Source organism: Ochrobactrum sp. A-1 (genome assembly GCF_022488005.1).
Lineage (GTDB): Bacteria > Pseudomonadota > Alphaproteobacteria > Rhizobiales > Rhizobiaceae > Brucella.
Map to the genome: position 1 here is coordinate 931,809 of NZ_JAKVQC010000007.1, position 14,346 is coordinate 946,154.

Here is a 14,346-nt window from a genome sequence, read left to right on the forward strand (position 1 = left end):
TTCAAGTGAAAATCCAGACAGAAGCGATTGAACGATGGCTGACAAAGATACTGAAGAAAAACGTTTTCCTGCGTCAGCCAAAAAACTCAAGGATGCGCGGAAGCGGGGTCAGGTAGCCAGCAGCCGCGATTTGTTGACTGCTGTATCTTTTATCGCGGTACTAGGGCTGTTTTATTTCTTTCGTGGCTGGTTCTATGCACGTTTTATTGAACTGATCGAGATCGTTGCACTGGCGGGCAGCCAACCGTTCGAGTTGCTGGCCCGACAGGCAGTGATGATGGTATTCTGGCTGTTCCTGACCATGATGGGATCGGCCCTGGCAATAATGCTTTTATCTCTCGTCCCCACAGCCATCATTATGATGAAGGGATTGATTTTCTCCTTCGAGCCGGTGAAGCCCCAGTTCAGTCAGCTTAGCCCGGTCACAGGGTTCAAACGTCTGGCGTCCCTGCGCAATCTCATTGAGTTCATCAAGGGAATAACCAAGGTCGCACTGCTCTCATCCATTTTCATTGCCATTGGCGCCAGTTGGCTGTCGCCCATCTTTCAGGCGCCTGTGTGCGCGCCCGGCTGCCTTGCCCCGGTAGCTTTCGGTGCGCTGGTTGCCTTTGCAGTAACTGGAGCGCTGAGCTTCGTCCTTCTTGGGCTGGCCGATATTCCTGTCCAGCGCTGGCTTTTTGGCCGTGACATGAAAATGACGCGCAGCGAATACCGGCGCGAACATCGCGATATCGAGGGTGATCCGTATATTCGACGCGAGTTCAATCGTTTGCGACAGGAAACGGTTTCCACTCCCTATCAACGCGCGAAAGCCGGTCCAACGCTCGTCTTCTCGGGCAAAAGGCGGGCAATCGGCATTCGCTTTGTTAAGGGCGAAACGTCGATGCCGCTAATAGCCGGGAAAGCCTCAGATGAGGACGCCCTGCAATTGGAGAAAGCTGCGCGCCGCATGCAGATACCGGTAATCGAGGATATCGGTCTGGTCGATACCATGTTCGATCGCTCAACGCTCGGCCAGTATATACACAGTGATTTCTTTTCTTTGGTCGTGCCTCATCTCGTTGCGCTCGATCATGTTTAATCGACAAAACCTGTTGCATCACTGTCGCCCGTTCGCACCAAAAATCAATCCGTTCTCATTACTTGATCTGCCGTGTGCAACAACGCTGAAGAGATATTCTTTTAAATATCAGAATGTTGACTTGGTAATCCAAGTGGATTTTGCTGACTGGCTACACCGCCTTACCATATTTCCCGAAGCATGCGGAGGCTGGAGGCTTTTGCGCCCGGCCCAATCCAGACCGATCCGGTCTGAGGTATGGGCAGCTATGCGCGAACGGCCTGAAATCTACAGTTTGGGAGACGTTGGATGCGAATATTTGATATTATTCGGAAGTTTCCGCCGCCACCTCCTCCACCTCCCCCGCCGCCTCCGCCAGCAAAAAAGCAGCCGGATGTGAAGCCGGTCTCTACGACACAGACCGAGAAAACACCTACGGAGATTGCAAACGAAATCCATGCCGATCTCGGCAAGGGCAAGAGCATCGACACAATCGCACAGGAGCGAGGCATGACGCGCGAAGCCGTCATGACTGCACTTGGCGGAGAAAAAGCCCCCGAGATTGTTGTCACCCAGGGCCAGAATGGTGACACACGCGTCACAACAATCACCGACAGTCAGGGGCGTACGGTTACGGAGAATGTCGATTATCAACATGGTACCCATTACACCGTGACGACCACCCCTGATGGCGACACGGATACGTCGCCAATTCGTACAGAAAGCGAAAAAAAGCAGGAAATCAGCTACGACTCCGAGACCGGGGTGACGACCACCACAGAAACGGACGATCTTGGTAGTGGTGAGACCCATACCGAGACCAGTTATGACAACGGGACGAAAGTTGAAACGACCGTAAAGCCTGATGGCACTACGCAAACCTTCGTAATCGGTCCAGACGGAGAAAAGGTCGAGCTGGATCCGAAGCAATCGGCTCCGGGCCTGCCCGGCGACAAGGGCACTGTAAAGACGGCAGACCAGAACGTCTCCGATACAAAAAACGCTATCGAGAATGGCAAGACGGTCGAGGAGATCGCGCAGGAACGTGGATTGTCTGCCGATCAGGTCCGCGCCGAGTTGCTGGCTGCCGGTGTAGACATCAAGGAGATAACCAGCGGCACTACCACTTCAATAACCCTGACGGACAGCAAAACTGGCGATGAAACGACCTACACCCGGGAGGTTCACGACAACAGTCTTCCCGAAGGCGTACAGGGACCGGTTGCTCCGTCCTATACTGTGACAACGGTTGAAACCAAGGACGGTGCGACCGGCACGACAACCAAGACTGTTACCAATTCACAGACGGGCGTGACCAGCAAAACCGAAACCGATGAAAACGGCCGGATAACGGAAACCACCAGTCAAAAAGGCGCAGACGGCAAAGAAACCACTACAACCTCAGTGACTGCAAACGGCTACACCATGACCACTGGTTCCGATGGCACAGTCACCCTGAAGGATAACGAGACCGGCGACACGATAACACTCGAAAAGGGCAGCGCGGAGGCGGCGCTGGCGCAGTCTTTGGTTGAAGCCAATCCCAACAGCACGGACCCCGCCGAAAAGAAGGAAGGCGAGGTCACCAAGGCCTTCGCCGAAAGCCAGCTCGCGGATAAGTTTCTGGAGGTTCAGGAAAAGAGCGCAACCGATGCTACGCAGGCGAAAGATGACGCTATTGATGAGCATGGTATCGTCAATCCGGCTGATCCTGATGGCCCCAAACTTCCCGGCATTGCAGCAACGCCGACGGAAAGGGATGGCGTACTGGACCCGGCTGGCGATCCGCCCAAATATGGCATCCCACCGGGCGAAAAATGGATTGCATACCCCGTCAACGGCCAGTGGATATGGATGCACCCCGATGTCGCCGCTGCAATTCAGGATGAGAATATTGCCCTTTCTCAAGTAACCGAGACCAAGGCACAGATCGGCAGCGACTATGCCGATCTTAACCGATACCTGCTCGATCCTGACTACAAGCAGGCTGTCGAAGCAGCCCAGACTGGCATAAACGAGAAACTCGAGCCCCTGGGGCTACAGTGGAATGCGGTCAAGCCGGAAGGCACGCTGGAGGACGCCAAGCAACTACAAACCGACGCCCACGATGCCCATACCAAGGCCACGGAGGCTTACAACGCTTACAAAGACGGCAAGACGCTGCTCGATCAGGCGATCGATAAGCGCGTCAACATGGGATACTATCCCGGCCGCAATGACACGGTGGTCGTCGCAGCCGACAGCAATTACAACTTCCAGGATGAGGTTGAAAAAGGTGAAGCTGCGTGGGCAGAGATCAACGACCTAGTTGCTCAGGCCGACGTCAAGAACAAGGCAGGCGACCAGGCGCTTGCCGACATGATGGTTCTTACAACCGGGTCGGACAGTCCATCACCCGGCATGCTGGAAAAAAACCAGGAGCCGGTAGAAATCAACATTGGTGATCAGACCCTCAAGGTAGCACCGGATATCGCGGATGCCTACAACGTCGCCGGTGGTGGGATCGATACACTTGCAAGTGCGACATCGATAGCCGTGCAGGTCAACATCACGCAGCCCGATGGCAGTGTGAGGACGGAATGGCGCTGGGTCGAACCGCAAGTTGCACTATTCAAGACCCAGACTGATGGCGCCCTGCAACTCAGCGAGGCCTATTCCACCTACTATTCGCAAAAAAGCGGGAAAGCCGACTACGAAGCCCTGGAAAATCAGACAATCGCACAGCAAAGGGAGCGTGCACCGCACCAGTTTGATCCAGACGGGTTTACCGATGCCGGTGGAAAATTCAGCGGCAAGTTCAAAAGTGCCGAAGTCATCCAGAACGCCGATGGACAGTTTGTCCTGGAAATCAAATATGAGGACAAGACGCTCGAGATCGACATCACTGCCGATCCCGACGACAAGGATGCAAGCGATGAGGCACGCAACGGCCCACTTGCCCAGCAATGGCGAGACCTTCAGGCGAATTCCATTCCCACATCAAACGGCGACCAGTGCGTTGCCAATCCCGGCCCACTGGCCGGTTATGAGCAGGCAAAAATCAACGTCAACACTCTGCTCGACAAGCGCGTCGATGTAAACATCGGCGAAATCGACAAGCAGATAGAGGGCATGGAAGCCAAGGTACAGGAGGCGATCGGTCAGCATGGTCCCGGCACGACAGAACCCCCTGCCGGTTTGCTGTCGGATGATCAAAAGCCGGTAGAGGTGGATCTTGGCAATGGACAAACCGTTAAGGTCGCTCCAGAAGTCGCAGAGGACCTTAAGGAGCTGTCAGGTTCTGAAAAACTTGAAGCACTTGCCGGCAGCGGCAAACCGGTGTGGATCGAGATAAGCCCGACACAGGGCGCGCCCACAGAGGGCCGCTGGGTTGATCCACGCATTGCCAAACTGCAGATCCAGCTTGGCATGCTTAACCAGCAGCGCGATCAGTTGGATGATGTCAAACAAAACATTGCGAGCAATATCGACCGATCAGAATTGCTTTTGTCGGAGCCCGAGCGGTTAGGCACGGACGACACTGATCGCGTGCTTCTTGACAAGGATGAAGACAAAACACTGAACGGTGTTTTCCAGCCGCAGTTTCAGGGGCTGCACGACCGGGGATTTGACGGCAAGTTTAAAGAGCGCTCTGGCGAAGAATTGAGCGACTATATCGGTGAAACGACCGGCCTTACCGGAATTGACGACGCGGAAGCGCGGGACAAAATCATCGATGAAATCCATAACATTGGCGGCGACAGCCCCAAAGTTAAGGCCGTACCGATTTTTTACGTACCTGAAAGTGGTGAGACAAGCCAAACAACATTGTTCGCAATCCAGGACAGTGCCGGCAATACGAAATATGTCGACGCCAATGGACAGAAATTCGATGGGGTCAAAGACTTCCAGGAGAACAACCGCCTGTTCGACGACAGCGGCAAGCTGGTTATTCCCAAAAATCTGGAAATGAAGGAAGGGCAAGACGGTCAGATCGCGCTCGATGTCGTAGATGCACGCATCGTTTCAGCGCGGGACAAGGTTGTTGACCCGGTCGTCGGTCTCGTGGGCACCGGAGCAATGCTCTTGTCATTTTCTCCGCTCGCACCAGTGGCAGCACCAATCGCAATCGGTAGCGGCATTTATCTTGGTGGGCGTGCCGTCATCAGACAAGCTGATTATCTCGATCACGGCGGCGAATGGGGCGATACTGAATCACTGATGAACGTAGCGAGTGTCGCCATGACAGCACTACCTGTCATCGGCAGCAGTATGCGTACCTTCGGCATGGCAGCGCGCACTGAAATGTCATTCGGGCGCTCGCTACAGGCAAATTTCGGCGCAATGCGCATGAAAGATTCAACCTTCAGGCTAGGTGGACGGACCTTTAATCTTCAGGCCTCGCCCTATGCGGCCAGCGCCCGGTCTTATCTGAACAGTGGACGCGCCATTAACGTCGCCGCTCATGGATTGGAGGGCACAGCAGCCGTCCTTGGCGTTCCGATGATCGCTGTCACGGCAAGCGACCTTCTGACAAACAGCGACAAGATGTCGGGGCTGGAATTTACCAATGCGATCACTGGTTTGGGAACAGGCGTGGTCGGCACTGGATTGGGCGTCAGATCTTTCGCCGCCATGCGACCGGTCAAGACCGGCAATGGTGAAGAAAGCGGAACACAGCCGCCAGTGGATGCGACGATTACCAATGCGGCCTATCGTTCGCCCCTCGAACCCGATGGGACCGGGCCGACCAGCTCCATTAACACAGGCCAGACCCCGGCCGTCAAATCCGGCAAGGCACCCACAACGATCCAGTTGATCGACGAAACCGGACAACCAATTACCGCGACTGTGCTCGGTCGTGCACCGAAAAATCCCGAGAATATCTATGTAACAGCCAAAGGCGGATGGACACCTCGGGGCGACGAACCCCAATATAGCAACAAAAGTCACAGCATTGTCTGGGACGGCAAAGATGCCTATGTTGTGCCAGGGATCCGTGGTGCCTCGTCCAACCATCAGCCATCCGCGCCCCGTGGTCCGAGCCGCACAAAACTACAGGCCACGACACCTCGCAATATCGACATCGGGCAATTGGAGCCGAGGCATGTCCCGTGGTTGAAATCCAATCAAGTTGCAGGTTTCACACCCAAACAATGGGCCGACTTCAAACAGGCCGGTTTGCAACCTTATCTGACCCGTAACCAGCTACGCGGAATTCCGGAAGGTCGTGTCAAATATATCGACGCTGGAATATTGACGCAGAACCAGATCAAGTCACTTACCCACGGCCAGATCGCGGCCTTCACCGGTCCGCAATGGAAGGCGTTCAACAAGTCAGGCTCGCAAACATTTCTCACCAAAACCCAGCTCATCTCGCTTCCAGACAAGCAATTCAAGCAGCTCGATATGGCCGGACTCGACGGAAAACAGGTTCCGTGGCTGTCCGCAAAAGGCCAAGTGGCGGGAATGACAAATGGTCAATGGAAGGCATTCAACCAGGCAGGCCTACCGGAACACATGACCCAGGGGCAGACCCGGGCCATTCCGATAAACCGGATGGCAAGCCTGAATGTTTCGTCGTTAAAACCCAGACAGATATCGTGGCTCACACAAAAGCAGTGGGAGGCTTTCAATCGGGCGGGGCAGCAAAAAAACCTCACCGAGCCCCAGATCAGAGCAATTTCACTGAAGCGAGTCCCTTCGCTTGGCATTTCGGGCCTCGAGCCACAGCAGTTCGGTTGGTTGAGCAAAGCCCAATTCGGCGCATTGAGCACGCGGCAGATACACACGATGTCGGGACCACAATTGCGGTCCGTGCCCGAAAGCAGCGTCGGATTGATTGCTCCGCAGCTTAAGCCTGAACAACTGCCGGAACTGACCACTCCCCAGATGGAAGCAATAACCGGCACACAAAAGCAGAAAATGAGCGCCGAACACAGGTCAATGCTCGAAGAGCTTATCTTTGCGCGTAATCTGACCGGCGATGACATCACCAGTATGTCGCCAATGGGCTGGAAATCACTCAACGAGCACCAATGGCAGGCTTTGAATGGCGATCAGTTAAGAGCCATTCCGGAAAAACGAGTAAAGCATATAAATCTTGGCGCTCTCAAGCCGGAGCAGCTACCTGAATTCACGACCGCACAGTCGCGCAGATTTACGCCGGGACAAATGGCGGGGCTAAGCAAGCAGCAACTTGGAGCATTTACCTCGACCCAGAACGCCATCTTCAGACCGGTACAGACCGCGGCGATCAAACCTGATCTCCGAGCAGCGCTCAATGGCTACAAACCTGCATCGCGTCCTGTACAGGCAATAGCGAGGATGCGGGCTGCGGGGATTGGCGATTTCGTATTGACAGGAGTCGGCACCGGAACATTTGCCATAGTCATGCCGCTTCTTCCGGCAAATGCTCAGCTCGCGATTCATGCCAGCAGTTACGGCGCACGTGCCGCAACTCAGGTTCTCATGGCTTTGCCTATCAAACAGATGGATGTAAGCCATCCTTTTGGACGCACGGTACGTGCCGTCACGGCGCTGAGCTATCTGCCCAACCAGGTCTATAGCGGCATTCCAGGGACGATTGGAGCACCCTACAGCTTCTCTTCCAACCTCTCCAGCGGTCTGTTCGCGGTCAGCAATGTTGCCTACGGAGCCAAGGCGCTTCGAGAGGCGCGCACTGGCCAGAGCGCCTTCACCAAAGCAGATAAATATCACTTGCCTTCCTATGCGGCTGGCAGTCTCTTACCGTTTTTGGGAGGGGAGGTTAAGCCTCTCGACGCCGCCGCCAACTCCATGTTCGCTTTTGGCTCCGGCTGGTTATGGGCAAAGCAACGTGGCAAAGCCGGGTGGGGTGGAAATTTGACGACGGCTGATCGTTGGATCTACGGCGTCACGTTCGGCGGAGGTTTGGCAATATACAGTTTCAATGCTTTTGCGAAACTGTTCGGAGATGGCGAAGATAACTCTATTCCTGCCGTCGATACCAAAACCGAACCATCGGGCGAGCCTCCCGAGATAGAGCAGCCGGAGAAACAACCAGAAGAAAACCCTGAACCTAAACCCCAACTGGTGGTGATCGCGCCGGACGGGCTTAACGTCAGGGAAAGGCCGGGCGTCGACAGTGAGAAACTCGCTACGCTTCACCCTGGCTCGCTGGTCGATGAGAAAGGTGAACGTCATACAGACAAGGCAGGTAATGAATGGGCCTTTGTGGATGGTTTTGCGGCAGATGGCACGGATAAGACCGGGTGGGTACTCGCAGATTATGTCGACATCCACCCAGCCGGCGATCAGGATAGCCAGGGTCGCTTCAATCCTGACCTCGACAAGCAGGGATATACGGCCATTGTTGTGGACACCGGTGACAACATTGTCGTCATTGCCAAGACAAACAACAGAGACGTGTCGGAAACCGTTGCATTAAATCTTGGGCACATTACCGACCCAAGCCTGATCTTTAAGGGTGACCGCGTTTATCTGCCTCTGCAGGCGGTGGGCTGACGGTTGCGTTTGACAATGTACTATTACCACGAGATCGTTACTTGGCCCTCGATAGCCAGGCTCGTTTTGACAGGCAGACCTTCAGCCATTGTCGTAGGATACTGGCGGTCGATTATCATTATTCAAGGCAATGTGAAGACCGTATATTCGCACTACTTATTAAATGAAGATGCGCTGTGCATTTATCTTCAATAGACCGTTTGAACTGTTGGGAATACAGCATTTCCTGATATATAAAACAGCATCGCAGTGGCTTGCTGCGTCTCTTGGGGGCAGCAATGGCACTACTTACTTTAAAAACTTGACTTTTGCGTACGCCGTCTTCCCGACGCAAGAAGCACCTGCTCTGGCTTTTTTCCAGCGTTGTCTCGACCGCGCTCGGTTTTCCGTTTTCGGCTCACACCGAAACCTGGACGAATAACACATCACCACCGTTTTGGGGCAACGCAGCAGCATGGCAGGAGGGTACTGTCCCTAACGCCCAGGGAGCCGCAGCAACATTCATCGCAGACAGTTTTACGAACCACTTTGTTAATCTTAATAGCCAGACATTCACCATCGGCGAGTTAAACCTGACCGGTGCGGTCAGCGGTGGATTTAATTTCTATAACGGGACGTTGATCCTATCTGAGACGAGCGGAAGTGCTAGCGTCAATGTATCTACGCATAATTCTACCAAAGATTTTGGCGGGCCCAATCCGGTAGACGTTCAACTCGCATCCGATGCCATTTTGAATACGATAGGCTCTGATTCAACACTGAAATTCGACGAAAATGCTTCCATTTCAGGAACCGGAGCCTTGATAAAGCAGGGCCTGGGGACGGTTTATCTCGACGGAGCCAACACTTATTCGGGTGGCACAACGATTTCAGCGGGCACGCTCATCGCCAATCACGAGAACGGCAGCGCGATCATTGATGCACTGGGTACAGGACTGATCACCCTTAACGGGGGACGGTTACACTCCGCTCTTGGACATTCCACGCTCAACAGTTATCTCGTTGAGAGAGGCACAACGGGCACGATCAGTACTGCAACAGGCACTAAGCTTTGGCTCAATGGTGGCGCGGGTCAAAGCTTCACTCTTCAGGGCAATCTGGTGATCGGAACGAGTGATGCAACCGGTGACGTGGTTATGGACGTCATCGGTACGAATGCAGCTCCAGCCTCGACAATTACAGTCGCATATGGACGCCTTGTTGACGGTAACCGTTCATTGGGAAATCTTACGGGCTTCACTGGTGCACCGCGCGTTGCCGCAGGCGCAACAATCGATTTCTATGCCTATGGCGGGGTAATTCGCAACTTGCAGGATGCAACGCCAGGAAACGGCGGCACGGTGTCCTGGGCCAGCGATCGTCTTTATGTATATGGCGGCAATTTCTCGGGTCATGTATGGATGCCCCCGTTCATGCAAGGCTTTTCTTCGAGCGGTTTCAACGTGTGATTGGATGCGGTCATGTATCAGGCCTTTACTGTAGTCCTTTTATGACTACTGGCCGGTATGGAGCTAAGCGGAGCTGGCGCAAAATCAGTTCTACGAGCTCGAGGCTCACTGACCCGGTTGCATTTCCAGTCCGTCTTTCCAATCTCTGTCCTTACCGTTCGCTGATCTCCTCACACGCCGACGATCCGATCTCGCTACAACACTGCTATCTTTGCTTATGCAGAGGCGAGAGCGGAAACTTTAAATTCCTCATTCTTTGTCATCATCGCCCAGACGCTGCGCGCCATTTTATTTGCAAGTGCAATGGCGACGAGCATACGCGGCTTGCGTGATAACATTTTCCCAAGCCACGAGTTCTCTGGCGGTGCTTTACGGCACGCCCATCTGATTACTGTCATTGCACCGATAATTAAAAGCCGCCGAATGTCACGCTGTCCCATTTTTGACGTTCTGCCCAGTACCTGTTTGCCGCCACTCGAGTGCTGTCTTGGCACCAGACCGAGCCATGCCGCAAAATCTCGTCCTTTTCGAAACGCTGTCATAGTAGGAGCAAAGGCTTCAATGGCCATGGCAGTGATAGGGCCCATTCCAGGCATAGACATCAAGCGCGCAGTGTTATCGGATTGTCGAGCTTCTGACTTGATTGCTTTCTCAAGATTGCCAATGCGGGAGCTAAGCAGATCAATCTGCTCAAGATAAAGTCGGGCAGTCTCTACGACCACGCGCTTGAGACCGTTATTATCATGGTCAACGATCCCTATCAAAGCAGCGAGGTTCGCAATTCCCTGGGGTGCAATAACACCATGTTCAGCCAAGTGGGCACGAAGAGCATTGATGAGCTGCGTGCGCTGACGGACGAACAAATCGCGCGTACGAAAAACCATGCAAGCAGCCTGCTGCTTCTCTGTCTTTGGTGCAACGAAACGCATTGAGGGCCGGATGGCTGCCTCTACAATAGCTTCAGCGTCCGCCGCATCATTCTTTTGGCGTTTCACGAACGGCTTCACATAAGCAGGCGGCAACAGCCGAACTTCATGGCCGAGCTTGCCAATTTCACGAGCCCAATAATGGGCGGTGGCACATGCTTCCATCGCAACGGTGCAACTCGGAAGCCTCTGAAAGAAAGCCATTACATGGACGCGAGATAATTTCTTGCGGAGAACAAAACCGCCATCGGCACTGACCGCATGGACTTGAAATACACGCTTTGCAAGATCAAGGCCGACAATGCTAACTTCCTTCATGGATGCTCTCTCCTCTGAGTGACGTTGCTGCAAACATCACTATGGCATATTGCGATGCCGTCGGGAGGGGGCATCCACTCCATCAGTTCTTGAACCCGCTAGGTGGTGAGCTCGTCAAGGGGGGCACTGATACGCTTCTCCTCAATGGTGACAGTTCAGGCTTCACTGGCACGACACAAGTCGCAGGCGGCAAACTGATCGTCGGCGATGTTAACAGTAGCAGCGCTATACTCGGCGGCAATATCTCCGTCTTATCCGGCGCCACCCTTGGGTGTTTTGGCTCGGTCGGGGAGACTACGGTTCAGTCAGGCGGTATATTGTCTCCAGGAAATTCCATTGGCATATTAACTGTCGATGGTAATCTGACACTCACGCCCGGCTCAATCCTCGAGATCGAAATCGCTGCAAATGGCCCCTTGAATCGCCGCTCCGATATCGTTGGTGTCACAGGCTTGGCCACGATATCTGGCAGTACGGTTTCCATTACTGCCATCGACCCCAAAGCCAGTTATCAGAGCGGACAAAACTATACCATTATGCATGCTGACGGTGGCGTCAGTGGAACTTTTGACACTGTTGTCTCAAAATCCGCCTTTCTCAATTTGACCGTGAATTATTCGTCCAAAGATGTTCTTCTGAATATCGCCATTAAGGAAGACCCGGCGGAACCATCCAACCCCGGCACGCCTGAGCCTGAAAAGCCTACCCCTCCCCTTTTCACGACGGTCGGAGAAACAAGAAACCAACTGGCAACAGCTAGAGGACTGGATACGCTGGCGCAGACGGGTTCGTCACTTGCACTCTATAACAGCCTGCTGATGCTGTCGGCCGACGAGGCCCGTGCGGCCTTCGATAACCTCTCCGGTGAGGCTTATGCGTCCACCAAAGGCGCGCTGATCAATGACAGCCAGTTCGTCCGCAATGCGGCACTCGGCCGTTTGCAGCAGGCTTTCGGCGGCGCTCCGGCTGTATCGATCAATGCCCTGTCTTATGCTCCTTCGCAAAAGGCTGGCTCGGCCCCTGCCTCTGCCGTCGACGCCGTTGCTCCCGCCAGCATTGCTTCGGCACAAAACCTCTATACCGCCTGGGGCTATGCTTATGGTGCATGGGCCAGGCAGGATGGCGATGGCAATGCCGGTGACACAAAGTCATCCATCGGCGGTTTCGTTACCGGTATCGACGGTACAGTTCTCGACACATGGCGCCTCGGTCTTCTCTCAGGCTATAGCCATTCCAGTTTCAATATGGATGAGCGCTCTTCGTCGGGTAGCAGCGACAACTATACGCTCGGTGCCTATGCGGGAACCGAATGGAACTTCGATAACGGCCATGCCTTGGCATTTCGCTCCGGTCTTGCCTATACTTGGCATAACATCGACATGGATCGTTCTGTCACCTTTCCCGGCTTTACCGATCGCCTGAACGCCGATTACGATGCCGGAACTTTCCAGCTCTTTGGCGAACTTGGCTATAAGCTTCGCTATGACAAGGCCCTCTTCGAGCCTTACACCAATCTGGCCTATGTGCGGCTGAAGACGGATGGTTTTGGAGAAGAAGGCCTGACGGCAGCCGCCCTGTCGGTCAACTCCGATACGACGGATACCAGCTTCTCGACACTCGGGCTTCGCGCATCGACCGAATTTACTCTGGGAACGATTGCGACCAAGGCACGAGCCGACCTTGGCTGGCGTCATGCCTATGGCGATATTACGCCGGTTTCCACCGCAAGCTTCATAGGCTCGGATGCCTTCACGGTATGGGGTCTTCCGATTGCCGAAGATGCCGCCCTCCTTGAAGCAGGGCTTGATTTCCGCCTGACCGAAGACGCCACGCTTGACCTATCCTATAATGGGCAGTTCACATCCGGCGCCAAACAAAATGGTTTCAACGCAAAACTCAGTGTTGGCTTTTGATTTGACGCCAGAAGATAGCCGCTCCATTGGCGGCCATTTCCAGCAGGCTCCTGAGTACGTATGAACTCGGTTTCCAGGAGCGTCCTCCTTATTCCAGCGGGGAACGAGGTAATACAGGCCCTGGAAACGCTTCACTCACTCCGTCTTGGAATATAAGGCAGAATAAACAGATACAGCCCAGTCGCAAGCAGGACAAACAGCGGTAAAAGCGGCGAATAGACGACCCATGCAGGAGGCTGTCTGAAAGCCATAGTGACGAAATTCGCAATCACGGTAAGAGTGAAAATAATCGACAACCAGCGGTGAATTTGGCGTATGGATTTATTTATGACCATATGTGCATTCTCCTTGGGGAGTTCGCAAAGCGGATCGGCTGAACTCCTGTTGTTCTGAGGCTTGCCATATTTTGCAACAATCTGACGAAGAATGAAGTCAGCCCAAATTGGCGGCTACTGCATCCAGCTTTTGAAGGAAACTCTGCCATCCATGTTGAGCGCCGTGAATGGCCTGCTTCTGACCCGGCATAAAGCCCGACTGTTCCATCCGCAAATGTGTCCCGGTCGCGGTGGGTGTCAAAATTAGGGTCACGACACTTCTGAGATTGTATGCTTCGTCCTCATGGATATGGTTCCAAGTGTAAGACAGCCGTCTGTTCGGCTCGACAACCAACACCTGGCAATCCAATACGCCGCCCCACTCACCCCGAAGCTTGAAACAATGGCCGACCGTCGGAGCGAAGTCGTTATTCATCAACCATTCCGCGATCAGATGAGGCTCAGTTAACGCCCGCCAGAGTTTTTCGGGCTGATGAGGCATTTCGCGCTCAACTATTACTGTTCGCATATCAATTGACATCTGGCTCATTGGTCCATCCTCCTCAACAGGTCTTCAAGGGCATCGAACTTCTGTTCCCAAAAACCGTTCAACTCTTTTGCCCAATCGATAAGAGGAACCAGTGCGGTGTATTCCGCCCTGTAATGGCTTTGGCGGCCTTCGTGACGATCCCTGACAAGGCCTGCTTTTTTGAGCGCGGCGAGATGCTTGGAGACAACAGGTTGTGAAACCTTCGTTCCTGCGGTCAACACCGTAACCGTCTTCTCGCCCTCTCGACAAAGACGCTCGAATATCGACCGTCGGGTCGGGTCGGATAACGCTTTGAAAACTTCGTCTCTCATGATCACGGTCGATTCATACCC

8 protein-coding genes are annotated in these 14,346 nt (G+C 53.9%); 4 read left to right on the top strand and 4 right to left on the bottom strand.

Going from position 1 to position 14,346, the window contains the following annotated elements; all coding sequences use genetic code 11:
• Positions 1 to 34 precede the first annotated feature (34 nt).
• From MKS82_RS22450 to MKS82_RS22460, 3 genes are all read left to right on the top strand, one after another.
• Positions 35 to 1,081, top strand: coding sequence for an EscU/YscU/HrcU family type III secretion system export apparatus switch protein (locus MKS82_RS22450; RefSeq protein ID WP_109989611.1), 1,047 nt, complete (start codon positions 35 to 37; stop codon positions 1,079 to 1,081).
• Between the two features lie 288 nt (positions 1,082 to 1,369).
• On the top strand, positions 1,370 to 8,545 hold the full coding sequence (locus MKS82_RS22455; RefSeq protein ID WP_146206509.1) for a DUF4781 domain-containing protein: 7,176 nt from the start codon (positions 1,370 to 1,372) through the stop codon (positions 8,543 to 8,545).
• Between the two features lie 308 nt (positions 8,546 to 8,853).
• The gene (locus MKS82_RS22460) at positions 8,854 to 9,993 is read left to right on the top strand and encodes an autotransporter-associated beta strand repeat-containing protein (protein ID WP_109989614.1); all 1,140 of its coding nucleotides are present in this window, start codon (positions 8,854 to 8,856) and stop codon (positions 9,991 to 9,993) included.
• A gap of 215 nt (positions 9,994 to 10,208) precedes the next feature.
• Here MKS82_RS22460 and MKS82_RS22465 read toward each other — a convergent pair whose 3' ends face one another.
• A complete protein-coding gene (locus MKS82_RS22465; RefSeq protein ID WP_109989615.1) occupies positions 10,209 to 11,237 on the bottom strand; it encodes an IS110 family transposase in 1,029 nt (342 codons plus the stop codon).
• A gap of 41 nt (positions 11,238 to 11,278) precedes the next feature.
• Here MKS82_RS22465 and MKS82_RS22470 point away from each other — a divergent pair, with 41 nt between their 5' ends.
• On the top strand, positions 11,279 to 13,150 hold the full coding sequence (locus tag MKS82_RS22470; protein ID WP_240579298.1) for an autotransporter family protein: 1,872 nt from the start codon (positions 11,279 to 11,281) through the stop codon (positions 13,148 to 13,150).
• 131 nt (positions 13,151 to 13,281) lie between these two features.
• On the opposite strand, the gene MKS82_RS22475 is transcribed toward MKS82_RS22470, so the two are convergent.
• The 3 genes from MKS82_RS22475 to MKS82_RS22485 all read right to left on the bottom strand — a co-directional run bounded on the left by MKS82_RS22475 (position 13,282) and on the right by MKS82_RS22485 (position 14,325).
• Positions 13,282 to 13,485, bottom strand: coding sequence for a hypothetical protein (locus MKS82_RS22475; RefSeq protein ID WP_109989617.1), 204 nt, complete (start codon positions 13,483 to 13,485; stop codon positions 13,282 to 13,284).
• Positions 13,486 to 13,582: 97 nt separating this feature from the next.
• Positions 13,583 to 14,014, bottom strand: coding sequence for an SRPBCC family protein (locus MKS82_RS22480; RefSeq protein WP_109989618.1), 432 nt, complete (start codon positions 14,012 to 14,014; stop codon positions 13,583 to 13,585).
• Entirely contained in the window at positions 14,011 to 14,325 is a 315-nt protein-coding gene (locus MKS82_RS22485; RefSeq protein WP_109989619.1) for an ArsR/SmtB family transcription factor, read from the bottom strand. The genes MKS82_RS22480 and MKS82_RS22485 overlap by 4 nt, the downstream gene beginning before the upstream one ends.
• Positions 14,326 to 14,346 lie beyond the last annotated feature (21 nt).